Origin of the sequence: Vibrio sp. zbq_1 (assembly GCF_043102935.1) — a bacterium.
Taxonomy (GTDB): domain Bacteria; phylum Pseudomonadota; class Gammaproteobacteria; order Enterobacterales; family Vibrionaceae; genus Vibrio; species Vibrio parahaemolyticus.
Map to the genome: position 1 here is coordinate 322,942 of NZ_JBICJH010000004.1, position 24,256 is coordinate 347,197.

Annotated in this window: 24 protein-coding genes; 16 read left to right on the forward strand and 8 right to left on the reverse strand. The window is 44.4% G+C overall.

Going from position 1 to position 24,256, the window contains the following annotated elements:
* Position 1: 1 nt before the first annotated feature.
* Complete coding sequence (gene yjeH, locus ACF8CV_RS01895) at positions 2-1,264, reverse strand: L-methionine/branched-chain amino acid transporter (RefSeq protein ID WP_020838064.1); 1,263 nt, start codon at positions 1,262-1,264, stop codon at positions 2-4.
* A gap of 212 nt (positions 1,265-1,476) precedes the next feature.
* Here yjeH and ACF8CV_RS01900 point away from each other — a divergent pair, with 212 nt between their 5' ends.
* The 4 genes from ACF8CV_RS01900 (at position 1,477) to ACF8CV_RS01915 (ending at position 4,268) form a co-directional block, all read left to right on the forward strand.
* Positions 1,477-1,932, forward strand: coding sequence for an Lrp/AsnC family transcriptional regulator (locus tag ACF8CV_RS01900; protein ID WP_138937148.1), 456 nt, complete (start codon positions 1,477-1,479; stop codon positions 1,930-1,932).
* A 19-nt stretch (positions 1,933-1,951) separates the two neighbouring features.
* Positions 1,952-2,866 (forward strand): LysR family transcriptional regulator, encoded by a 915-nt coding sequence (locus ACF8CV_RS01905; protein WP_017447356.1) that lies wholly within the window; start codon positions 1,952-1,954, stop codon positions 2,864-2,866.
* A gap of 93 nt (positions 2,867-2,959) precedes the next feature.
* Complete coding sequence (locus ACF8CV_RS01910) at positions 2,960-3,574, forward strand: LysE family translocator (RefSeq protein ID WP_005463452.1); 615 nt, start codon at positions 2,960-2,962, stop codon at positions 3,572-3,574.
* Between the two features lie 352 nt (positions 3,575-3,926).
* Positions 3,927-4,268 (forward strand): hypothetical protein, encoded by a 342-nt coding sequence (locus ACF8CV_RS01915; protein ID WP_021484180.1) that lies wholly within the window; start codon positions 3,927-3,929, stop codon positions 4,266-4,268.
* A gap of 118 nt (positions 4,269-4,386) precedes the next feature.
* Here the strand turns inward: ACF8CV_RS01915 and ACF8CV_RS01920 are convergent, their stop codons facing one another.
* On the reverse strand, positions 4,387-4,614 hold the full coding sequence (locus ACF8CV_RS01920; protein ID WP_025985260.1) for a hypothetical protein: 228 nt from the start codon (positions 4,612-4,614) through the stop codon (positions 4,387-4,389).
* Positions 4,615-4,849: 235 nt separating this feature from the next.
* The gene (locus tag ACF8CV_RS01925) at positions 4,850-6,283 is read right to left on the reverse strand and encodes a glyceraldehyde-3-phosphate dehydrogenase (protein WP_005463456.1); all 1,434 of its coding nucleotides are present in this window, start codon (positions 6,281-6,283) and stop codon (positions 4,850-4,852) included.
* A gap of 613 nt (positions 6,284-6,896) precedes the next feature.
* Here ACF8CV_RS01925 and ACF8CV_RS01930 point away from each other — a divergent pair.
* Both ACF8CV_RS01930 and ACF8CV_RS01935 read left to right on the forward strand, forming a co-directional pair.
* Positions 6,897-9,533: an ATP-binding protein gene (locus tag ACF8CV_RS01930; protein WP_069489262.1), complete on the forward strand. Its 2,637-nt coding sequence runs from the start codon at positions 6,897-6,899 to the stop codon at positions 9,531-9,533.
* A gap of 58 nt (positions 9,534-9,591) precedes the next feature.
* Complete coding sequence (locus ACF8CV_RS01935) at positions 9,592-10,569, forward strand: Gfo/Idh/MocA family protein (RefSeq protein WP_005477354.1); 978 nt, start codon at positions 9,592-9,594, stop codon at positions 10,567-10,569.
* A gap of 73 nt (positions 10,570-10,642) precedes the next feature.
* On the opposite strand, the gene ACF8CV_RS01940 is transcribed toward ACF8CV_RS01935, so the two are convergent.
* Both ACF8CV_RS01940 and ACF8CV_RS01945 read right to left on the reverse strand, forming a co-directional pair.
* Positions 10,643-11,980 carry an MATE family efflux transporter gene (locus tag ACF8CV_RS01940; protein WP_025610161.1) on the reverse strand — a complete coding sequence of 446 codons (1,338 nt, stop codon included), beginning with the start codon at positions 11,978-11,980 and terminating at the stop codon, positions 10,643-10,645.
* Between the two features lie 122 nt (positions 11,981-12,102).
* Positions 12,103-12,417, reverse strand: a complete 315-nt coding sequence (locus tag ACF8CV_RS01945; RefSeq protein WP_005453573.1) for a DUF496 family protein — start codon at positions 12,415-12,417, stop codon at positions 12,103-12,105.
* Between the two features lie 327 nt (positions 12,418-12,744).
* Between ACF8CV_RS01945 and ACF8CV_RS01950 the strand changes: the two genes are divergently transcribed.
* The 8 genes from ACF8CV_RS01950 (at position 12,745) to ACF8CV_RS01985 (ending at position 20,939) form a co-directional block, all read left to right on the forward strand.
* A complete protein-coding gene (locus ACF8CV_RS01950; protein WP_005477197.1) occupies positions 12,745-12,960 on the forward strand; it encodes a hypothetical protein in 216 nt (71 codons plus the stop codon).
* Positions 12,961-13,136: 176 nt separating this feature from the next.
* A complete protein-coding gene (locus ACF8CV_RS01955; RefSeq protein WP_017447360.1) occupies positions 13,137-13,787 on the forward strand; it encodes a YceH family protein in 651 nt (216 codons plus the stop codon).
* Positions 13,784-14,104: a GIY-YIG nuclease family protein gene (locus ACF8CV_RS01960; protein ID WP_005463466.1), complete on the forward strand. Its 321-nt coding sequence runs from the start codon at positions 13,784-13,786 to the stop codon at positions 14,102-14,104. The genes ACF8CV_RS01955 and ACF8CV_RS01960 overlap by 4 nt, the downstream gene beginning before the upstream one ends.
* Positions 14,105-14,454: 350 nt before the next feature.
* Complete coding sequence (locus ACF8CV_RS01965; RefSeq protein WP_005463467.1) at positions 14,455-15,552, forward strand: autoinducer 2-binding periplasmic protein LuxP; 1,098 nt, start codon at positions 14,455-14,457, stop codon at positions 15,550-15,552.
* Positions 15,552-18,128 (forward strand): quorum-sensing autoinducer 2 sensor kinase/phosphatase LuxQ, encoded by a 2,577-nt coding sequence (luxQ, locus tag ACF8CV_RS01970; protein WP_005477121.1) that lies wholly within the window; start codon positions 15,552-15,554, stop codon positions 18,126-18,128. Before ACF8CV_RS01965 ends, luxQ begins: the two co-directional genes overlap by 1 nt.
* Positions 18,129-18,339: 211 nt before the next feature.
* Positions 18,340-18,795, forward strand: coding sequence for a MarR family transcriptional regulator (locus ACF8CV_RS01975; protein WP_171055842.1), 456 nt, complete (start codon positions 18,340-18,342; stop codon positions 18,793-18,795).
* A gap of 38 nt (positions 18,796-18,833) precedes the next feature.
* Entirely contained in the window at positions 18,834-19,889 is a 1,056-nt protein-coding gene (locus tag ACF8CV_RS01980) for an HlyD family secretion protein (protein WP_025525186.1), read from the forward strand.
* 12 nt (positions 19,890-19,901) lie between these two features.
* Positions 19,902-20,939, forward strand: coding sequence for a DUF2955 domain-containing protein (locus ACF8CV_RS01985; protein ID WP_138937145.1), 1,038 nt, complete (start codon positions 19,902-19,904; stop codon positions 20,937-20,939).
* A gap of 25 nt (positions 20,940-20,964) precedes the next feature.
* Here the strand turns inward: ACF8CV_RS01985 and ACF8CV_RS01990 are convergent, their stop codons facing one another.
* Together ACF8CV_RS01990 and ACF8CV_RS01995 are read right to left on the reverse strand one after the other, a co-directional pair.
* Complete coding sequence (locus tag ACF8CV_RS01990; protein WP_005499292.1) at positions 20,965-21,627, reverse strand: flagellar brake protein; 663 nt, start codon at positions 21,625-21,627, stop codon at positions 20,965-20,967.
* Between the two features lie 95 nt (positions 21,628-21,722).
* A complete protein-coding gene (locus tag ACF8CV_RS01995) occupies positions 21,723-22,649 on the reverse strand; it encodes a DMT family transporter (protein ID WP_024700028.1) in 927 nt (308 codons plus the stop codon).
* A 149-nt stretch (positions 22,650-22,798) separates the two neighbouring features.
* On the opposite strand from ACF8CV_RS01995, the gene ACF8CV_RS02000 reads away from it, so the two are divergent.
* Together ACF8CV_RS02000 and ACF8CV_RS02005 are read left to right on the forward strand one after the other, a co-directional pair.
* Entirely contained in the window at positions 22,799-23,248 is a 450-nt protein-coding gene (locus tag ACF8CV_RS02000; RefSeq protein ID WP_025622305.1) for an Lrp/AsnC family transcriptional regulator, read from the forward strand.
* A gap of 39 nt (positions 23,249-23,287) precedes the next feature.
* Positions 23,288-23,911: a bifunctional 2-polyprenyl-6-hydroxyphenol methylase/3-demethylubiquinol 3-O-methyltransferase UbiG gene (locus ACF8CV_RS02005; protein WP_025521037.1), complete on the forward strand. Its 624-nt coding sequence runs from the start codon at positions 23,288-23,290 to the stop codon at positions 23,909-23,911.
* 24 nt (positions 23,912-23,935) lie between these two features.
* Here ACF8CV_RS02005 and ACF8CV_RS02010 read toward each other — a convergent pair whose 3' ends face one another.
* Complete coding sequence (locus ACF8CV_RS02010; RefSeq protein ID WP_025621960.1) at positions 23,936-24,166, reverse strand: hypothetical protein; 231 nt, start codon at positions 24,164-24,166, stop codon at positions 23,936-23,938.
* Positions 24,167-24,256 lie beyond the last annotated feature (90 nt).

Sequence of the window (24,256 nt, forward strand, 5' to 3'; positions counted from 1 at the left end):
GTTATTCGACAATGCTCGAGTGTCGTTTTTGTCGCCATTGTTTCCACGGCAGAGAGAGCAGCGCAAAAATGCCAAGGGCGTAAAGCATAGACCAACCTAAACAGATGAACACACCTGTACATAACACTAAGGAAATCGCCGCGAGGGCTTTTCCTAGTCCGTGCAGCAATTTGTATGCAGCTAGCATTGCCAATAGATAAACCAAAACAAAAATACTGTTGGCCAGCTTAAGGAAAAACTCTAAATCGAGTTTGGATAACGACCCAATCACACAAGACGCAAGTAGCACCGCACCGACTAAAACCGTTGCTGATGAAGGTACGCCTCTACGCGAAATTTTAGCCAGTGGACTGTTTGGACGATGTTCGCGCGCTTGAGCCCAAACCATTCTTGATAGGCTTTGGGTGTATAAGTTAACGCTGGCAAAGCACGCAGAAAATCCGATGATACTGATGAGCCACTTTGCGCTATCTCCCAATAAATGGGCGCTTAACCAAGGGATGGAAGCATTATCGAATTGTGCGCTGCCATAAGCACCAAACTTTAAGATGACAACAGAACAAGCCCAGTAAGTTGCACCAGCAACAAAACAGCCGACGATAATCGCGATCGGGAAGTCCCGTTGCGGATTCTTAAACTCTTCCCCCATGTGAGCAAAGGCTTCGATGCCAACAAAGCACCAGAACATCACGCCAAGTGCTGCGGTGATCGGCCAAATGGACTCTGTTGTGAGAGTAGGCATTGAAAGATCTGCGCTATTGATTTCGCCTTTAAACAAAAATGCACCAACCAAAGCAAAAACACTCAATGCGATGATGGTTTGCAAGCGCCCTGATGATTTGGTGCCCAATAGGTTGACCAAGATGAGCAGAAAAACCGTCAATACTTGCGCAAATAAGTGGTTGTTGATTGGGGTAGGAAGCAGTTGTTGAAGAAAACCTGCTGCAAGAGCAATCGCGGCAGGTACGCCAACGGGAATCACACTGACAAATAGCCAAGCGACGCTGCTTTCCAATCTCGAGTTAAAAGCTTGACGCACAAAGAATGCCGTGCCGCCAGCATTCGGGTAGCGCTTACCAAGTTGGGCAAAAGTCAGCGCAATTGGACAAATCGCGATGAATAAAAGGACCCAAGCCCACAAAGAAAAATGGCCAGCGATTCCTGCCGCGATAGCGGGAATCATAAACAAGCCTGTTCCCATCAAGGTTGTGGACAACTGGGCGATACCGGAGATAAGAGAGATGTCTTTTTTTAGCTGTTCCATGCGTTTCTCGGAGGTTTTATTTAAGTGCGCGTTCCATGCTGCGCCTTAATTGGACTTTGGGTTGAAGATAGAATATCTGAACTCCAAAAAACAAAATGCGCTTGTTCACCGTCAATATGACGGTTGTTTTAAATAAATCCAACAAAATGTTGGTTTCTTATGCATTTAGAATCGGTATAGAATAAGAAAATTAAGGGACGCTTGGTATATTTATGGACAAATTTGATCACAAGATCATTGATATCCTCCGGCATAACGCGCGGTTGTCGGTCACCGAGATTGCGGAGAAGGTCAATTTATCTCGCTCAGCCGTCACGGCTCGTATTCGCAAGTTAGAAAATGACAAAGTCATCTTAGGCTATCACGCTGAAATTGCGCCTCCAGAGGGGGATTCGATCTGTGCCTACTTCGCATTGAAATTCGACACATCCATATCATCTTACTACTGTGAATCCTATGCTGATGAGTTGTATAAAATTGATGGTGTGAAATGGTGCCATGCAATCAGCGGCGAAACTGACATAATGGTATTTGTGGAAGTCCCTAACATGAATCGGCTCAATGAAATCCGAGATCAAATTCAACGCTTTCCTGAACTGCGTCATTTGATGACGCATACGGTTCTGACCGAGTTTTTTAATACGACCGGAAACAAGTTCGTAAAGTGAAGCATCAAGTGGGTCGAGTATGTTAAACAACATCAATTTAAATCTGCTGAGGTCGTTGCATGTGCTGCTTGAGGAGTGTCATGTAAGTCGCACTGCCGAGCGCTTGCACGTAACTCAATCTGCGGTCAGCCGCCAATTAGCCCAGCTTAGAGAGCTTTGTGGCGATCCATTGCTTGTCCGTCAGGGGAACTTGCTCATACCCACACCTCGAGCGTTAGCGTTAAAAGCTAAACTTGATGATTTGCTGTCTGAGTTTGATCATCTGCTTGATGATAAACCGTTCGAACCGGCAGATTGGCAAGGTGAATTAGTTGTCGCGTCTAGTGACTATGTTGCTCAGTACGTCCTTCCAGATATCGCTTCTCATTTCAGTCAACTCGCGCCGCAATTGGATATGGCTTATCGCTTATGGCAACCAGATTTTCTCGATAAGTTGCATGAACTGGGTATCCACATCGCATCGTCCATGTACCCTTCAAAACCAGAAGGTGTTTCAAGCGTGAATATCGGTTCTGATACCTCGGTGTGTTTGATGAAAGCGTCTCACCCGCTAGCGAGTTGTAAAGAGCTAACGGTGGATGCTTTACTCAGCTATTCGCACATAAAAGTCACGGGGGGCGGCGATAAAGACTCAAGCACCGACACGGTTTTAAAAGAGATGGGGTTGGCGCGACATATCACATTTAAAGTCCCATTTTTCTCGGCGGCGGTTAATCGCCTAGTCTCAAGTGAACATTTGATGGTCGTCCCTGAGCATATCGCGGTGAACCTCGCTAAGCATTGGAGTTTGGCACATAAACCTCTGCCATTTGATACTCAAATCCATCAATACTGGCTGATGTGGCATCCAAAGTACGATAACGATCCTGCGCATCGTTGGATTCGGGAAACGATGCAAAGCGTTATGCAGCAATCAGAATACTCTATTCACTAGACTATGAGTTTCAATCATGACTTTCATGATTAACTTTGATTTCAGTTTATATCACCTCTATTGATAAATTAACGTCAAAGAGGGGAGATTTTTATGACACTAACAGTTTGGTTATCACTTTTTACAGTCTGTTTATTAGGGGCTATGTCGCCAGGGCCTAGCTTAGCGATCGTTGCTAAACATGCTTTGGCTGGTGGACGAATGAATGGTTTGGCAACGGCGTGGGCGCATGCTTTTGGGATCGGGATTTATGCGTTTATCACGTTGATCGGTCTTGCGGTTGTGCTGCAGCAGAGCCCAATGCTGTTCAAAACTATCAGTTTAGCGGGCGCAGCTTATTTGGCTTACTTAGGTTTTAACGCGCTGCGATCCAAAGGTGGAGTGGCCGCCAAGTTGGAATCTGGTGAGGAAACGACCGTACTTCAATCTGCTAGAGAAGGTTTCCTTATCTCTATTCTAAGTCCTAAAATCGCACTGTTCTTTATTGCTTTGTTTAGCCAGTTTGTCGCGCTTGGGAATGATCTGAGTAACCAAATGATCATTGTTGCGACACCTTTTGTTGTCGATGGCTTGTGGTACACCTTTATTACGTTGGTGTTATCAAGCTCCAGAGTGGTCGATAAAATTCGCTCCAAAGCGGTTCTCATTGACCGACTATCTGGCGTTGTTCTTATGCTCTTAGCACTAAGAGTGGTGGTTACGGTTTAGGACTTTCAAGACACTCGATATAACAAACCCAAAGGCAGCGAATGAGCTGCCTTTTTGTTATCTCAAGTGTTGTTTATGAGACATTTACTTATAGTAAATGTGGCTTATAATTAAAAATTATTTTTATCAATAAATGTTACTTTGGTTCATTTTAAAGTAAACAAAACGTCAATTGCAGTTATGACTTGGAAGTCATAAGTTATAATCAAAGCAAGAGCTCACTTAACTTAACACTTATTGCGAATCAGTCGCTTATTAAGGTGAGAAAACTTGTTTAAGTAAACGGATTTTCCTCTTACTTATCCCTACTTGGGATAGATATTTTACAATTGTTGAAGAAAGTGAGAGAAAAGTGCAAAAAGTAACTAGCTTGATTCCGATCGTTGTTTTACTTGGCCTATTTAGTGCTGGGTGGATATTTTTAACTGGAAAAAGTGCATTTGAGTTCTTCACTCTTCTCGCATTTATATTAGCTGGTATAGGGCTTCTGGCTATGGTTTTGCTGAGAGTGGATCCTAAGCACTTCAATTTCGTTCTAGATAAAGTGAGCGAGATTAAAAATGAAGGTAGAGACGCTTTTTTAGAAGGACGCTCTAAAGAGTCCAACCCGTACGCTGGAGTCGATGGAGAGCTTTGGGATACTGGCTATGATGAGATGAGTAGACGTGCTTCTGGCGAGAAAAAATCTAATTAACTGTGTACTGGGAAAATACGCCTGAAAAATAAAAAAACACCCAGCTTGTGGGGCAAGTCTGGGTGTAAGCAAGAAGTTTCTCAGGAACATTAGGGGGAAGAGAAACACAGTAATTTCGTTATCGGCGAACCTCTTCAAATTCACCTTCGATGGCATCGGCTTTGCCAGTATTAAACTCATACTCTTCATGCATTTTTTTTTGCATTTTCCGTACGCGTTTTTCAATTCGTTTACCTGTGATCAGGGCTGCGATGGTCAATGGAATCGCCATGATTAGGCTAAATACTAATGCGAAAAAGCCAGTAATCAGTGCCAGTGCAGTAACAATAATTCGATTCATAATCATGACCTCTTTTCAATCTATGTGTTCAGATTAACGCTGCGAACATGAACAAAACATGAATGGTTCTGTTTGCTTTGTCCGGAGATTGTCAAATGATACGAACGAAAAAGCGCCTGAGGGTCATCAGGCGCATAAACGGGGAATCAATATTAGTACTGCGCAAAGCGCTTATTATCAGAACAAATGTTGGGTTATTGCTCGTTACCCATTGTGGTTAACGTTGTGGAGCAAAGTTCACCTATCGAGGGAATGTTTGGTAACGGACGCCCATCATTTGTTCCATACAGTGCACAACTTGGCAGCTGTATCCGAATTCGTTGTCGTACCAAATGTACAGTACGCAACGCTTGTCTTGTGCGATAGTCGCTTGACCATCTACAACGCCAGCATGGCGAGAGCCCACTAAGTCTGTAGAAACGATTTCAGTTGAATCTGTGTAATCAATCTGCGCTGAAAGCTCAGAGTTGAGAGCCATTTCGCGTAGGTAATCGTTCAGAGAGTCGCGATCAACATCTGTTCCTAGGTTAAGGTTTGCAACCGCCATTGATACGTTTGGCGTAGGTACACGAATTGCGTTACCTGTTAGCTTACCAGCTAGCTCTGGCAGTGCTTTTGCTACTGCTTTAGCTGCGCCAGTTGAAGTTAGAACCATATTCAAAGATGCACTGCGACCGCGACGGTCACCTGAGTGGAAGTTATCGATCAGGTTTTGGTCATTCGTGTAAGAGTGAACGGTTTCAATATGGCCCGAAAGTACGCCGTATTTGTCGTTCAATGCTTTTAGAACTGGTGTGATTGCGTTGGTGGTACAGCTCGCTGCAGAGATGATGGTGTCATCTTCTTGAATCACAGATTCGTTAACGCCGAATACAACGTTCTTGATGTCGCCTTTACCCGGAGCCGTTAGTAGTACTTTCTCTGCGCCTTTACATGCTAAGTGTTGGCTCAGACCTTCAGAATCACGCCACACACCTGTGTTATCAACAACAAGTGCATTGTTGATGCCGTACACAGAGTAATCTACATCACTAGGATTGTTTGCGTAGATGATTTGAATGTAGTTTCCGTTAACGATAAGCGCTTTGCGCTCTTCATCAATCACGATGCTGCCGTTAAATTGACCGTGTACAGAATCACGACGAAGTAGGCTAGCTCGTTTTTCTAAATCACCTTTCTTACCGCCACGAACAACAATTGCGCGCAGTCGAAGTGGGTAACCTGGGCCACTCTTTTCAATAAGAAGACGAGTCAGTAGGCGACCAATACGACCGAAACCGTAAAGCACAACATCGCGAGCGGCTAGAGAAGAGTCGGCATCACGCGCGCCTTGAAGTGCAGTTTGTAGGAAATCGTTTAGTGCTGCTGTATCTTCATGCTCATTCCAATACTTAGTTGCCAGTTGACCAACATCAACGCGACATGAAGAAATGCTCATTTCGCACAATGCTTGGATGATCGGCATTGTGTGCTCTAGAGAAAGAGGGTTTCCAGTGTATCGTCTTGCTACGCGGTGAGTTTTGAGAATGTCGATAGTAGTGGCGTTGATAAGCGTCTTACCAAACAGAACCACTTCGATTCCTTTTTGACGATATAGCTTACCAATAAGAGGGGAGATAGATTCAGCAATCGTTTGGCTCGTTTGCCAGTCTTGGAGATATTTCTCTGGACTCATTGTTGTATTGGACCTTTCACGTTTTGAGGGCTAACCATCCTCACTACTGTTACCTCAACGGTAGAGTGTGGAGTTTGGTGGGTTATGTAATCGGGTTGTAATAATTATGTGTGCGAATTCTAAGGTGAGAGTTCTTATTCTGCTAGGAAAATTAATACCAGTTAAAACTGCTAAGTAGGGCATTATTTCTGGTTGATTAATGTGACTAAAGCGGGGTGTTTGTACTATTGACTTTTAATAACTTGCTGACTTTTTTTGTAACGATAATGAATAGCTTCAAAATCTAAATGTAAATAGCCTCGATTCTTTTCTAGATTAATGTGATCTCACTCGATAAGACAACGGGAGTGGTAAACATTCAAATGATAAATGTCTGTTTTACATTTTTCTGCTTAGGTATGACTTGGATTTGAGCGTTTAGGTCATTTTTTGATGATCAAAAAACTTGCTTTGAATCACAGTTTAAAACAGGCACCTAAACCCGCCATAACCCTATATCCCTAGTGTTACTAGGTGAAATGAGAGTGTTTTTTAACTCATCAATATCCATTATTAATGTGTGAAACTAGTCTAGTATTAAATCAGTAGGCGTTCGTAACACATGGAAAGATGGATGCTGAGATTATCAATCAAAACACGTTTAGCGTTGTTAGCGTTATTACCCGCAGTGGTGATCGTTGCTTTTGCGATCCACCAGTTTTATGCCAATTCGGTGCGAGTCGATCACCTCAATCAAACCGTAAGCAACATACAGGGATTCCAGCTGATATCTCAGGCTTCGCACTTTATCTACAGCATGGAAAAAGACAGACGCCAATACGGTCAGGAAACGCCTTTAAGTATCGAAGTGGATGTCCAAAACAATGTGGTGCTCTCCATGCATCATAAATTTTCCACTAATCCACACACTTCCGAGTACGCCGATGATTTAAAAGAGGCGATGCTTGGTATGGTGTCTGGGGATCTTACCAACACAGATGAAGTGGGTGATTGGGCATTTCAGTTGTTGCAAGAAATGTCGCTTTCCTTGCTACAAAACTATCAGCTGTATGGAAATAGCGATGGGCACGCCATGCAGAACTTTATTGCTTACCTTGCTCAATTATCTTATTGGACGCAAAAAGAGGCTTGGCTGACCTACCGTTTAGTGATGGATCCAGATGCGAAGCTGAACCAAAGCGTTTTTTTTCAAACCATTGATCGTCAGCAGCAAAATCTAGATGCATTTTTGCATTTGGGGGCATCTTATGCGCATGTCGATAAACTGCTTGGCCTTTTCAGCTCCCCCCGCTATCAACGTAATTTGGAATCAAGAGCGAGGCTGATGAATGGCGACATGCCACGCAGCGATTATGCGGCTTACCTTGACGAACTCGATTTTCGGGTTCAGCGATTGCAAATGATGATTGAAGGATTTACTCGTCAAGCTGAGCAATCCCTACTTACTCAAGTCAATGAGCAAAAACGAAATGTATTGCTCATTACCTGTGGTGTTGCGGTAGTTCTTCTCTTGCTTGGCTGGCTGGGGGTTGCCACTTGGTATCGTGTTAACAGCAAGATTGGCGCTATCATTCATGCTCTTAATGCCCTAGTTAATGAGGAAGAAAAAGAGAAAAAAGTCGCAGTCGATGGTAGTGACGAGTTCACTCTCTTTGCGCAGCAAGTCAATCGTGTGGTGGAAGAAAAGCAGAGACAAACTCACGAAATACTGCACGCCAAAGAGTCGGCAGTGGCAGCCAATAGAGCAAAATCTGTATTTCTGGCCAATATGTCCCATGAGATTCGAACGCCGTTGAATGGCATCATGGGGATGACTGAAATTTTGTCGCAAAGTGAGCTGTCGCCTCATCAGCAAGAAGTCGTGGATGACATCGATACCTCTTCCCACACTTTGCTTGCATTGCTAAACGATATTCTAGATTTGTCTAAGATCGAGTCGGGGCGCCTCGAATTGTCGTTGGTTGAAGCTGACATTCGCGAAGTCGTTTATCAATCGGTGATTTTGTTTCAATCTAAAGCCACGTCTAAACAGCTTGAACTCGATATTTCATTGGATGAAAACATTCCGGCTCGCGTAATGGTCGATGATCATCGCATCAAACAGATCATTACTAACCTGGTTTCCAATGCCGTTAAGTTTACTGAACAAGGCTATATCTCAGTCGACGTGAGTTACGAAGAAGCGTTAGAGCAAGGGCGAGGTTCGCTCACATTCCTTATCAAGGATTCGGGCATCGGCATTGAAAGGGACAAACTGGCGACCATTTTTGAACCGTTTACTCAAGAAGACGAGGGTGTTTCGAGACAGTTTGGCGGAACAGGGCTAGGGCTTGCGATTTGTCGCCAACTAGTGTCAATGATGGGAGGCAAGCTAGTGGCAACCTCGACCAAGGGGGTGGGCACATGCTTTGGTTTTTCAATAGAAGTAGAGGCGTTACCTCTCTTTGGTTGGCATTCCGATGTGGTCAAAAGAGGGCTCTTTATATGTGATAACTATGCTTATGCAGAGCAAATTGTCCAAGAGTGTCGTTTAGCTCAAATTAAGCTGGTAGGCGTTAACTCACTTTCGGAAGCAAAAGCGCTAGATGAAGATTTCGATGTCATTTTCTTATGTAATGACGGTCAGATGGATATCGATAGCTGTTTGAGTGAACTGGCTGAAGTTTATGATGTTCGTCGAGTAGTAGTGTGCCAGCACCATTTGACGAGTTCTTACACAAACGCGGAAAACGTGCATGCCGTGTTGACTCAACCATTCTTGGGTAATCGATTCAAACATGCCATCGAAGAGCTAGCTAAGCTCGAAAAGAATACATTGCGTGACAATGTCACAAATATTGCATCTCGCGCTGAATCTAAAATATCTCGAACTCATCGAAGAATATTGATTGCTGAAGACAATCTAATGAACCAAAAAATCGCAAGCTTTTTCTTAGATAAAGCAGGGTACGACTACTTAATTACGAGTAACGGGCAAGAAGCGCTGGATGCCATCACCAAAGGTGAGCAGTTTGACGCCATTTTGATGGATTGTATGATGCCAGTGATGGATGGCCTAACCGCGACAAAAGAGATTCGCCGTTGGGAAAAGAAAGTGGGCTGCAAGAAAACAACCATCATTGCTTTGACCGCGAGTGTGTTGGAAGAGGACATTCACAATTGTTTTGCTGCGGGTATGGATGCGTATTTGCCAAAGCCGTATAAATCTAACCAGTTATTTGAGTTGTTTAATGAACTAAAGCTTGCTTAAATCGCACTGATAAGCCGAATTCATTACGGCTTTTTAGAACGAATATAAAGGAAGTGACATGTTTAAACTCGCTGTTATCGGGACTAACTGGATTTCGCAACAATTTGTTGAAGCGGCAATCCAAACCAAGCAGTTTTGCCTTAAAGCTGTGTATTCGAGAGATATAGAAAAAGCGCGTTTGTTTGGCACGCCTTACGATGCAGATACTTATTACGACAGCCTAGAAACATTAGGTCAGGATGCAGACATTGATGCGGTGTACATCGCCAGTCCAAATTCGCTTCATGCTCCTCAAGCTATTCAAATGTTAAAAGCGGGCAAACACGTCATTTGTGAAAAGCCAATGGCTTCGAACTACGCATTGGCACAACAGATGTTTGCCTGTGCTGAGGAAAACAACGTTGTGTTGTTTGAAGCGTTTATGTCGCCTTACACACCAAACTTCCAAGTATTGAAAGAGAGCTTACCGTCTATCGCTCCGTTACGACATGCGACGATTAGCTATTGCCAGTATTCATCGAGATACCAAAAATATCTAAATGGAGAAAATCCAAACACATTCAATCCTGCGTTTTCCAATGGCTCCATCATGGACATCGGTTATTACTGCGTGGGTTCTGCGATAGAGTTGTTTGGTGAGCCGAACTCTGTTCAAGCCAGTGCACATGTGCTTCCATCAGGCGTTGACGGATGCGGCAGCGTAACGCTGGCGTATGATGGCTTTAACGTAAATCTTCTGCACTCGAAAGTCAGTGATTCTCTTATCCCAAGCGAGTTTCAAGGTGAGCAAGGCAGTGTGTTGGTCGATATGATCGCCACAGGCCGTGGTGTAGAGCGTATTCTTCGTGGTGAAGAAAAAGAGACCCTAACTTTGCCTCAAACCGAGAATCATATGTTCTACGAAGCAGAAGCATTTGCGAAGCAGTTAAAGCTTGGTGTGATTGATGAACAAATGAAACAACGTTCGTTGACCGTTGCAAAAGTATTGACTGAAGTACGCAAACAAACTGGCGTAGTATTCCCTGCTGACCAGTAAACTTGTGCATGGTATAGCCAAAAGCTGATAGTAAGAAGCCCTCAGTTGAGGGCTTCTTTGTTAATACTAAAACTTAGGCTGTAGCTTGCTTTATCGCAAGTTTGTGTATGGTTTTACGGTAAGTAAGGTAAGCAGAAATACCCGCCATAATATTACCCACACACGCACCAAACAGCAGACCTCTGATACCGCCCAGTTGTGCACCCAGCCATAGGCAAGGTAGGAAGAAAACAAACAAGCGTAATGCCGAAATGGTTAATGCTGTGTACGATTTCCCTAGCGCATTGCAAATCGACACCATCAGCATACAAACGCCAAGAGAGCCCAAACTTATCGGCACAATCATTAGATGCATGTGGAGCACTTGTTCTACTTGGGTATCACTTGTCATTAACAATGCGAGCGGGTTTGCAAGCAAGAAGGTAATCGCTGCAATCAAAAGCTGGAAGCCAAGAATGAACTTAACCGCTATTCCAACCAGAGATTGAATGTCTCGATAGTTCTTTGCGCCTAACAAGCGCCCCACCATTGGGGGCATCGACATGGTCAGTGCCAATACAGACACAATGGCAAAAAACTCGTAACGCGAACCTAGCGCCCAAGCAGCGACTGCGGCAGTTCCAAAGCTGGCAAGCAACTTGGTCGCTAACATTGAAGAGAGCGGCGGTAGCAATTGACTGACCATGGCTGGCCCCATGATATTACCTATCGAAGTGACGCTTTTCATCACATTCAGATCTTGCCATTGCGTTGTAGCCCAGTGGTTGCGCTTCACTCTTGGCGCAACGACAAGGATACCAAACCCAAATGCAACTAAGGTTGCCAACGCTGCACCATTAATGCCGAGATCGAGCGTGAAAATCAACAGTGGGTCTAATACCAAGTTCACACCACTTGTCACCATCATCATCGTGCCCGGAAGCATAGTGTTGCCATTGGAACGACAAATACTGTAGTAAAAATAAAGGACTGCACCAACCCATGAACTCAGCAGCCACCAAGGCCAGTAACTATCTATGATAGGCATAACAGTTTCTGGCGCGCTGAGCAGAGATAAAATCGGGTAACGCAGCAGCCAAATTAAGAGGCCGAATACCGCAACACCGATTGAACCAATCATTAAGACCAATCCGCCAAGTTGTTTGGCATAGCGAGCATCATTCGCGCCCAAGGCTTTAGAGATCACTGCGGTAGTCGCGATGCCTAAGCCTACTTGAATGCCGATAATGACCATTTGAAGCGGTAGGGTGAAACCTTGAGCGGCAAGCGGTAAAACGCCAAGCTGACCGATAAATGCACTGTCGACAAGCTGAAAACTCATTAAGGACAACACACCAAACAGCATTGGCCATGTCATCGTAAACAGTTGTTTTGCTAACGTAGGTTGTGCGTTAGTAGAAGTTGAAGGCATAGGAATTAGAGTGTGTTGGGATTCGAGAATGGTTTTATTGTACACACTGGACTACAAAGTGACAAAAAGAAACCCCGAGTAAGGAATGCTCACTCGGGGTTTGAAACTTGAACTAATCGGGCCTATTTTTTGCCGCTAGTTTGCTTGTCTTCTTCAGTCAATTCGCGAATGCGACGGCTGATGTCACGACGTGCTTTAGAAATCTCTGCACTTTTGATGATGTGATCATCAACGCGGTCTTCGTAGTCAGCTTTCATGTTTTTGATGATAGCGACGATTTCATCGTGAGACATTTCTGGTTTGATGTAGTCTAGTAGGTTTTCTAGAAGGTCTACACGTTTACGGTTATCACGAACTTTCTTTTCGTTATCAAGTAGCTCACGTTTTAGTTTGTTTTTACGACGAGCTTGGTTAACGATTTCAAATACGCTACTCATGGTTCCCTTTCCTAATTTGTGAATATCTGCCTCGATTAAAGCACAACATCCCGTGGCATAACAGTCTTTAGATCAATCACAATGCAGAGTTGACCAAATCTCAACCAATTCTCATATCTCGCTGACAAACTGCCCTTTGGTCGGGTCACTAGAGGGGAGCGAAGATGAAAAAATTTGCACCATGAACGCGTTATTGAGGGGATACGGATGCGTCTTTCTGCGACGGTTATTGTCGATAAGTGGATAGCATTTTGCATTTATGAACAAATCGATACGTTGTCATGGCGAGACCTTCGCTATATCATCAGCGTCATTAAATGAAAAATGATGAAACTTGATATGGACTCTGGTAACACTGCGGAGCAAGCCGACAGTCAAGAGAATGAGAAAGTCACCAGCTCTTTGGCTGAAAAGTTAAAAGCGGCGTACATTGAAGAGAGAAGCCAACTTGAAATCACGGAAGTCGAACTGAATCGTTCGAAAATCATGATGATTGATGAAGACGGCAATATGAGAAAAGTGCCGATTCTCTCGGAGCATTGAGACCGACCCCGATTCGCGATGGGTGCCAGGTCTTTGCGCTATGCTTTAGCCTGACACCTATACCTAAACAGCTTCAAGTCGTGCAGCGTTTTGAATCGACGGTGCAAAGTAGACATAAAAGACTTAGATGCGGTTTAGGTATAAATTCAAATGCAAAAATAATAAGGAAATGCATTATGAAAGTTGAGCTAACGGCAATTGAAGCACGAGTAATTGGTTGCTTGATTGAAAAAGAAGTGACCACCCCCGACCAATATCCCCTCAGTTTGAACGCGTTGACCAACGCATGTAACCAAAAAAGCAACCGTGAGCCTGTGATGGCATTGTCAGAATCTGACGTCCTTGATGCTGTTGATGCGTTGATTGAGCGTCGACTTGTCAGCGATGAGAGCGCTTTCAATAGCCGTGTTAGCAAGTACCAACATCGTTTTTGCAACACCGAGTTTGGCGATCTTAAATTGTCGGAGCAAGAGAAGGGCATCATCTGTTGCATGTTACTGCGCGGAGCGCAAACGCCAGGCGAGATCCGCACTCGAACTAACCGCCTTGCCACTTTCCACGATGTAAAAGAAGTAGAAGCTGTACTTGAGCATCTTGCTAGCGAAGAGAAAGGTCCGCTTGTGGTGAAGTTACCTCGTGAAGCTGGTAAGCGTGAATCTCGTTACATGCACTTGTTCTGTGGTGAAGTCGATGTGTCAGCAATGGCTGCGGCAGTTCCAGCTACTTCATCAAGCTCAGAACGTGTCGCTCAGTTAGAGCAAGAAGTTGCCGAGTTAAGAGAAGAACTCGATGCATTGAAAGCACAGGTAGAATCTCTACTTTCATGAGTGAAAGCGTTGAGCAGCACTGGAGCGTTTATCTGATCCGCAATAACCGTAATGCACTGTATTGCGGTGTTACCAATGACATCGAAAGGCGATTTAAACAGCACCAACTTGGCAAAGGCGCAAAAGCGCTCAAGGGTAAAGGGCCTCTTGTTTTAGAGTGGTCGACTAGCTTCGACTCAAAAGTAACAGCAATGCGCGCTGAGTATTTCATCAAACAACTAACCAAGAGCAAGAAAGAGCAGTTGGTTGAACTCAAAGCTTTGATTGCCGTGGATGACAATCAGCAAGTGATGTTTGAGTCTTGCTCTCAAAGTTAACGGTTCATCGTGACCGTTTGAGTGCCTGTTTTTCGGATTCTTAAATTTCAATTGTCTTTTATAAGCCGCCAACATTGGCGGCTTATTTATATTTATTGATACAGCTGACTAATACGGCCGAGCCCGATACATCCAAGCTTCTTGAGATAAAAGCAGAATACCATATGGACTTTGGGTATATCATGTATGGCTATTCTGACGCATAATGGCCCGATGTTCTGTTCCAAGTAGACAAATTTACTATTGAAACAAACACTCAGTGGAAGGTAGATTACAAGAGTAAAGGATGACTCGGCTAGGTCAAAAACAGAGCTGAAGTAGGCTCAATAAAAAAGCTAAAAGAGCAATAAATGAATAAAGCGTTAGTATTGTCCCTGATTTCAATTGCCGGCATGTCTCCGGCTTCACAAGCCTCTCAGGTTCTTAACGGCTACTGGGCGTATCAAGAATTCTTAAATGAATTTCCAGAACAGAAACACTTAACGGATGCTCTGGCTGCGGCCGTGAGAGACGATCCTGTGCCTATTGCCCCTGAAAAAAGACACCCATTAAAAATCTCCGTTGTTTATCCAGGGCAGCAGATTTCCGATTACTGGATAAGAAACATCGACGCGTTTGAGAAGCGCTTAGATAAACTCAATATTGATTACCAAATCAATCAAGTGTTTACGCGACCAAACGCCGATATCAAACAACAAAGCCTTTCTTTGATGGAAGCACTGAAAAGCAATTCCGACTACTTAATTTTTACACTCGATACGACCCGACATCGTAAGTTTGTCGAACACGTTTTAGATTCCACCAAAACCAAACTTATCCTGCAAAATATCACGACGCCAGTCCGTGAATGGGAAACTCGACAGCCTTTTATGTACGTCGGTTTCGATCACGCTGAAGGCAGTCGCGAACTCGCTGTGGAGTTTGGCAAGCAGTTCCCGAAAAATACCCATTACAGCGTTTTGTACTTCTCTGAAGGCTACATTAGCGATATCCGTGGTAACACATTCATTCACCAAGTGAACCAAGACAGTCAGTTTGAACTACAATCTGCTTACTATACAAAAGCGACAAAACAGTCCGGGTATGAAGCTGCAAAAGCCAGCTTGAAAAAATACCCAGATGTGGAGTTCATTTATGCTTGTTCTACCGACGTTGCGTTAGGTGCCGTCGAAGCACTGTCTGAACTTGGCCGTGAAGACGTAATGATTAATGGCTGGGGCGGTGGTTCTGCTGAGCTAGACGCTATCTTAAAAGGGGAGTTAGATATCACCGTCATGCGTATGAATGATGATACTGGCATTGCGATGGCAGAGGCGATTAAATGGGATTTGGAAGGTAAGCCTGTACCAACGGTGTACTCTGGGGACTTCGAAGTTGTGACCAAATCAGATTCCCCTGAGCGAATTGAAGCTCTCAGAAAACGTGCATTTAGATACTCAGACAATTGATGACAATTACATCAAAGCTAAAAAAGCGTCGCTCGCTGTCGACGCTTATAACTAAAATTATTATTCTCGTTCTTGCTCCGATCATTTTAGGCATTTTCGTTCAGAGTTATTACTTCTCCAAACAGATCATTTGGCAGGAGGTCGACCGAACCAAGCAGCAAACGTCTGCGTTGATTCTGAACATTTTTGAAAGTCATTTTGCAGCGATTCAGATCCATCACGACAGCAATTCGAAAAGTGATGTGATTTTGGATTTTTACTCGGAGCGAAATGAAGAAGCCTTAAATTACTTCTTTCTCAGCATTGATCAGAGTGATCCTTCGCACACGCCTGAATTTCGTTTTCTCACCGACCATCAAGGTATTATTTGGGACGATGGGAACGCGCATTTTTATGGCATCAACGACTCAATGCTGGACGGCCTGACTAGCAAAGTCACGTTCAGTAATAATTGGTATTACGTCACGTCAATCACGTCAATGGGTGCTCGTCACTTGTTGCTACGCCGCGTTCCTGTGTTAGAGCCGAAAACGGGCGAAGTGATGGGGTATTCGTACAACGCGGTCGTCTTGGATAATAACTTCGCCTTGATGGAGAAGTTAAAAAACGAAGGCAACGTCGACAATGTTGTGCTGGTGGCGAACGACATTCCTGTAGCAAGTTCACTAGCAGGGGATGAGTCATACAAAATCTTCGATGTGTTGAAACGCAAAGAGACCCAGAAGAAGTTAGATCAGTTGTTGATCATCCAAACGCCGATTGAAGTGAACGCGGCCATCACCAACTTGAAGTTACTTACCGTGCAAGACAACCAGAGTGTTGTTACGCTGCAAATTCAACACTTTTTGGCGATGTTAGCCTCTGTTATCGGCATGATCATGATTGCGCTGATGACCAAAGAGTGGATTGAAAACCGAGTTGTGGAAGAGCTGGGTTCGCTCATGTCTTACACGCGTTCTGCTCGCGAAGAAAAAGGCTTTGAGCGTTTTGGTGGGTCGGATATTGAAGAGTTTGACCACATTGGTTCGACGCTGGAAAGCACGTTTGAAGAATTAGAAGCTCAGAAGCGATCGTTTAGAGACCTGTTTAACTTCGCGTTATCGCCAATCATGGTGTGGTCAGAAGCGGGCGTGCTGATCCAAATCAACCCCGCAGCTCGCAAAGAACTGGTTATCGAAAATGACATCGAAACCATGCATCCTGTATTTAAAGGATTCAAAGACAAACTGGTACCACATTTAAGAATGGCAGCGCAGGGCGCGACACTGACGGGAGTGAACGTGCCGATTGGTGACAAAGTCTTTCGTTGGAACTTATCGCCAATTCGTGTCGATGGTGATATCAGCGGCATCATTGTCCAAGGGCAAGATATTACAACGCTGATCGAAGCTGAAAAGCAAAGTAACTTAGCACGCAGAGAAGCCGAAAAGTCCGCGCAAGCGCGAGCTGACTTCTTGGCTAAAATGAGCCATGAAATTCGCACACCAATTAATGGTATTTTGGGTGTTGCGCAGCTACTCAAAGATTCCGTGGAAGCGGAAGAGCAGAAGAACCAAATCGATGTTCTTCGCCACAGTGGTGAGCACTTACTTGCTGTATTGAATGATATTTTGGACTTCTCAAAGATTGAACAAGGCAAGTTCAATATCCAAAAACATCCTTTCTCCTTCGCTGATACCATGCGAACGCTAGAAAACATCTATCGCCCTATTTGTGAAAACAAAGGAGTTGAACTTGTCATTGAAAACCAGCTTGATGGCAATGTAGAGATTTTCACCGACCAAGTTCGCCTGAATCAAATTCTGTTTAATTTAGTCAGTAACGCGGTGAAGTTCACGCCATCGGGCTGCGTGCGTTTACATGCCGAGTTAGAGCAGTTTTATGGCGCAGACAATAGTGTGCTAGTGGTTGAAATCAGCGATACGGGTATCGGTATTGAGTCCGACAAGTTGGATGAAATGTTCGAACCTTTTGTTCAAGAAGAAGCGACCACAACTCGCGAATACGGTGGCAGTGGCCTTGGTTTGACCATCGTGAAAAACTTGGTCGATATGCTCGACGGGGATGTACAAGTTCGCAGTCAAAAAGGGCAAGGAACCACATTTGTTGTTACGCTGCCAGTAAAAGATCGTGAGCGAGTTCTGGCTCCGTTGGATTCGAGCCAACGCGTAAAACCTGCAGAGTTGTTTGATGAAAGTCTGAAAGTGTTGCTGGTGGAAGATAACCATACTAACGCCTTTATTCTTAAAGCGTTTTGTACCAAATACAAGATGCAGGTTGATTGGGCGAAGGATGGGCTAGAAGCCATGGAGTTCTTAAAAGATCACTCTTATGATTTGATTTTGATGGATAACCAACTTCCGCATCTTGGTGGCATCGAAACCACGAAAGAGATTCGTCAAAACTTGAAATTGGGGACGCCAATTTACGCCTGCACCGCCGACACTGCGCAAGAAACCAGTGATGCATTTATGGAAGCAGGCGCGAACTATGTTTTGCTGAAACCCATTAAAGAAAATGCACTCCACGAGGCTTTTGTTGACTTCAAGCAGCGCTTCTTGATTGAACGGACATAGTCTGCTGCCACATTTACGGTAGTTTCTTTGTTTACCTAGCCCAACTTAGCTTTTCTGAGTTGGGCTTTTTCTTTCCTGCAATCTGAAGATCTTAATTCTTCGCAACCTTTTAAATGCGCAAAAATTCATTGTGATTTAAATCACAAAAATATTTACTTAGCGTGCTAACTAAATTATATTACTTAGCACGCTAAGTAATAGAGTGCATCTTATGATTCAAGACATCAACGTTTTGAGAGATCTGTCCCTTGCCGAAAAACTGTCTCGTGTCGCTCGTTTATGGAAGATGGTTGCCGACCGTGAGCTCGAACCGCTAAACCTAACTTACCCGCGCTGGACGGCGCTTTGGAAGCTGTATCGAATGGGCGACAACATCAGTCAAAAGCAACTTGCTGAAGCGCTTGAGATTGAGCTTGCCTCGTTGATGCGCACGCTAAAACTACTCGAAGAGCAATCGCTCATTACGCGACGTTGTTGTGAGCATGACAAGCGAGCACGAATTGTCAGCTTAACGGACGAAGGCAAAGAGCTGTTGATACAAATGGAAGAACGCATCTTGCAGGTTCGTCGAAAACTGCTCTCAGAAATCAATGACCAAGAGCTAAAGAAATTGGGCTTGGTCCTAGAGCAAATTGCTCACAATGCGCTCGATTCACTTGGCGAATAAAGTCAGAAATCCTAATAAAAAAAGAGAAGTAAACGCCTATGACTCCAGACCAAAAGTTCGCGCGTTGGATCAAATATTCTTGCGTCGTGTTTGTCCTTGTCTTTGCCTATTTTCTTGTTGCTGATTTAGCAATGCCGTTAACTCCTCAGGCGATGGCTACCCGAGTGGTAACCAAGGTCGCCCCCCGTGTTAATGGGCAAATCACCCATCTTTATGTGGCAAATAACCAAGAAATTCAAAAAGGAGACTTGTTGTTCCAAATCGATCCGCAGCCATACAAGTTAGCGGTAGAAAAAGCGCAATTAAACTTACAACAAGTGATCCAAAACAATGAGCAGTTGGATGCCTCTATCACGGCAGCCAAAGCGGATGTGGAAGCGAGTAAAATCGTCGCTGAGCAAAAAATCCGTGAAGCCAATCGACTGAATACATTGTTCAGCCGAAACGGTACGTCTCAACAACAACGTGATGATGCGCAGAGTAGTGCAACAGCGGCAAAAGCGAATTTGCTAGCAGCAAAAGCCCGCCTGAAAGAGCTAGAAGTAAGCCGCGGCGAGCTCGGCGAAGCTAACGTCAACGTGCGTGTTGCCCAGAACCAGCTAAAACAAGCTGAGCTTAACCTTTCTTACACTCAAGTAAGTGCCGAGCACGATGGTGTTATCACGAACTTGCAGTTAGAGACAGGTGCTTACGCCGCTGCGGGGACGCCACTTATCGCACTGGTTTCGGATCAAGTTGATATTATTGCGGACTTTCGCGAGAAAAGTTTGCGTCATTTTAACCGAGATAGTCGAGCACTGGTGGCCTTTGATAGTTTGCCAGGAGAGGTTTTTGAAGCCCGCATTACCAGCTTGGATGCCGGGGTAAGCTCGGGTCAATTTGATGCAGACGGCCGCCTCGCGACACCAACAGATTCCAACCGCTGGGTGAGGGATGCTCAGCGTTTGAGATTGCATTTGTCTATCAACGAACAGCCACAAGCTTTCCCGGCGGGTGCTCGTGCGACGGTACAACTATTGCCTGATAGCACGATTTCAGGTTGGCTGGCTCGTCTGCAAATTCGTTTTTTGAGTACTTTGCATTACATCTATTAATTGGGAGGTGGTATGAAATTATGGGACCACCCCATGTCTGAGAACGATTTCAGACAATGCCTACGCATAGCAACTGGCGCAACCATCGGCTTTACACTGTGTAAGTTGTTTGGCTGGAACTACGGTGTGTTTTTCACCGTAACACCCATGCTTTTGCTCGGTATGGTACCAGTAGTGAACTTGCATGCATCAAGACAGTTAATCTTCTCCGCTGTTGTTTGTGGGCTAGAGGTTGGCATTTTGGGGGGCTTGTTTGGTAGTCATCCGGTGTTGATGACCTTGATTGCATTCTGCTTGTTTCTTTACAAGTTTGCTTGTATGTCAAAAGGGAGTTTGTTTCTATTTGGCGCGAACAGTGTGCTTAGTTTGAGTATCATGCTGCACTTTGCTAGTTACCCGACAACGGATCTGAATGATCTTATTTTTAGTAACTTACAGGCGAACGTTTTGTCCATTATTGTGGCGTATTTAGTGACGTTTTTGATTCCAGATGCGGAACCTCGTCAACCGCTGCCAAAGCCTTCACAAGCCAAACAAAGCCATCGGATGCGACATGAGGCTCTTATGGGGGCGAGTATTGCAACCATGTCCTTTTTGGTGTTTCAGATCTTTGATTTAAACGATTCCATGTCAGCGCAGGCGACAACCTTGTTGCTCCTGTTTCCAATGCACTGGAATGGCGCCTTAGGTTACGCTCGTAAACGGGCGATGGGCACATTGCTAGGCGTGACCTTTGGTATCGTCGGGCAGCTCATTTTGTATGATTGGTCAGATACTTTGCTGTTTATTGTGCCGTTACTTTGGATTGGCGCGATGATATTCAGTTACATGCATGTGAAAGAATCCAGTGGTTCAGGTGCGGGCTTTGGAGGCCTCACTACTTTAGGGATCTTATTCGGACAGTATCTCACGCCCGATGGTGATCTGATTTTTAGTGCTTTGTATCGAGTCACCAGCATACTGTTTGCCATCGTGGTCACTTTGCTTGTTACTTATGCCGTGCATCGGTTACTCAACAGCTTTGCCGCAACGCGCTTTAGCCAATCATAGCCTTGACGCGTCGCAGTTCACTAAATCATACGTTGCTGGTCAGAAAGGACTGTTCCAGCAACTTGGTTTTCAAATCTTCAGTCATAGTAATGGGTTGCTCGAATCGAATGCCTATCACCCAGCCTTTGGGTTGCTTCTTTATATTGGCGATCAAGCAAGGATTTTCCTCTCCTATATGAATGCTAAGAGGTGATACCACCGAAACTCGGTCTCCAACCTTAAACTCAGGCTCAATAAAGGTCTGAACACCGACGCCTGCCAGTGAAAAATCAACCAAACTGCCGTCATAAATATTGCCGCTGTGATCGATGGTACAGTCCATTTGTAGCTTGTAACGCTCGTGCTCTCTAACAGGCTTAGTTGCAAACGTACCGGGTATGCGAATAAAGAGCAGAGGGGAAGGGCGAACGGCTGTCATTAGTACACTGGATTTAAAAGCCAACACGTGACCAAGCTCAGTGTCGGAAACGCCGCGCACAATCACATCGGCGTTATGCAGTTTTCTCATCACTTGATCTTCGAGCAATCGCATCGGAATATCGAGGATCAAATAAGAATTTTCTTTTATTCCTAAATAAACGGTTGAGTAGCTGAATTTATCTTTTGGTCCAAATTCGAAGTTAATCGAGAGTTTCATCCCTGGTTTGAGGAATTTATGCAGTACATCTTTCGTATGAGTTGCTGGCATAAGATCTGAGGTTCCAATTTCTGATTGAAAAGAGGCTACCAAAACGCCGTTTTACTCATCAAGTGTGGTTTATAAAAGTTTTTGTCAATTAATCGCTATCTGTGAAGTGGTGGGCGATAAGTTTGAGTAAGTTCATGCTTCATAAAGATTTGGCTGGCGACTACGCTACCGCAAGTCACCAGAATTAACGCGATCCAAGTTAGCGAATCCGGTTGTTCGCCAAAGATTGGAACGGCAAGCAACGTTGCGACAACGGGAGTGAGAGACCCAAATGCGGCGCTGGCTTCGGCGCCAATGATTTTTATGGCATAGATAAACGTAAACGATGCGATAAGCCCTGCGCCGACACCTTGTAGCATTGCATGGCTAAACAGCTCCTCCCAAGGCCAACTGGAGATAGGCGTTACCGCTAAATAACTGTCTATCCAACCGAACCCAACTGCGATGATAAGCATAAGTAACGAGACAATGGCGACAAAACCCGCGCATACATAAGCGTTGAGGTTGGCTACGCGTGCACTGATAGTAAAAACCGCCCACATCAAGCTGCCAACTAAAAACATCGCATGCCCTTGAAGTTGAGACCAGTTGTATTCCTCCCCGATATTAGATAGCAGAAACACAAAAATACCCAGCAGTACGGTGGAAAGACCAATAATGCGGTGATGACTCAGCGATTGTTGATAGAACAAGACTGCAATGGCAGAAACAAACAAAGGCAACGTGCCAGGTATTAAGGCGCTACCATGCGCGACGGGAGCGAAATGCATGGCAGTGCCCGCTACAAGTAAATAAGGTAAACCGCTACCCAAGACAATACCAGTAAGGTATTTGTTGGGAACGGCTTTTAGGGCGGCTTTATGTTTCATTACAAAAGGCAACAAGATTAGGCTAGGAACGAGAAAGCGCACCAAAGCAATATCAGCAGGTTGTAGTGCCGAAATTGCCCCACCTTTGAGCGAAATGAAAAAACCAGACCAAAGCAGTACGGTCACTAAAATTGCAGCGTATCCCAAAATCATCGTTGTCGCGTCCATGTGTAAAGTTCGCTGTAATTATTGAACGAAACTGACGCATCATGTTGGCAAAATGTGACGTACTTTGTTTCAGTATTGGTGTTAAACTGCGTTTAATTAATTAAATTTAGTGATTTTAGGCAAAGGGAGTTGGCATGGACAAAATTGATAGGCAGTTACTTCATCTCATACAGAAAGACGCCACATTAACGACAGCGGAGCTTGCTGACCAAGTAGGGCTCTCTGCTTCACCATGTGCGAGGCGCTTAAAACGTCTTGAACAAGAAGGGGTTATCAGCGGATATCGAGCAATGATCTCACGTGTCGCAGTAGGTATTGCGATGACGGTGTTTGTTGAAGTGAGTTTGAATAACCACCAAGCGTCGTCAATCGATGAGTTTGAAACCGCAATCGTCGATATGGATGAGGTGATTTCTTGTCACGTTGTATCTGGCGCTTACGATTATTTATTGGAAGTGGTAAGTAAAGATCTTCCCGGATACGAAAGCTTCACGAGAAAGCTGCAAAGGTTAGAAAACGTCAAAGACATCCACACACACCTTGCTATTCGGCAGGTAAAAGGAAATGGCTGTTTACCCATTTAATTTGATCATTGTGCCTGTAGTGAGCAAGAGGGGAGATAAATGAAGTGGCTCGATAGATTGAAGATTGCCAACTACCACCGCAAGCGTTATAAACAATTCAGTAATGATAAAGCGCGTACGCTGGGTTGGCAGGACGAATATAGCCAAATCAGCCGATTTGAAGCGCTGACTCGTAGCCTTTGTTTAGAGGCAGTTAGTATTCTCGATATTGGCTGTGGCTTTGGTGATCTGCTTGAATATATTGAGAGCCAGAATCAATATCCAGCGCGCTATGTCGGCATTGATCTGCAGAAGCAGTTCATCACAAAGGCCAGAAAGAAAGCCTTTAAAACGCCTGTTAATTTCATTTGTGGCGACTTTTCTAAGCTTGTTCTTCCTCAAAGTGATTATGTGTTCGCGTCAGGTTCATTAAACTACAAATCGAGCAATGCCAATCATACGATTGAAATGATAGAGAAGATGTATCGAGCGGCTCGAATAGGCTGTGTGTTTAACTTACTCGATGAAGAAAAGCTGCCGAGCATGAGAATGCTAGAATCGCATAACAAAGTGGGGGTGTTGCGCTATTGTCGATGGCTATGCCCAGATGCACAATTAATCGAGGGTTACTCCGACCACGACTTCACGATTGTCATGATCAAAAAAGCGGAGCCAGTTTCCTAACTCCGCTTCATAAACTTTTAAGCCTTATTGGTGTTTGTACTGTGAGATCTTACAGTCACCAGTTTGTCTATCAACCTTAAATGAGAACGCGGCTGAATGGTATTCCCTTCCATCACTCCAAATTGTTTCTCCGAAGATTTTACATAGGTCCAAATCGCTAATTGAACCGAACTCTTTTACGTGCCTAACTACTGACAAAAACTTGGCTTTGGTAGCATTAGGACAATCCCTGTTACTTAATCGATTGATAACCATTTTTGTAGCATCATCTCCAGCCAAATGTGACTTTTTATTAAATTTTGTTAATGGGTAAATTAACCAAAAAATGCGCGTAAGTAAAGCATT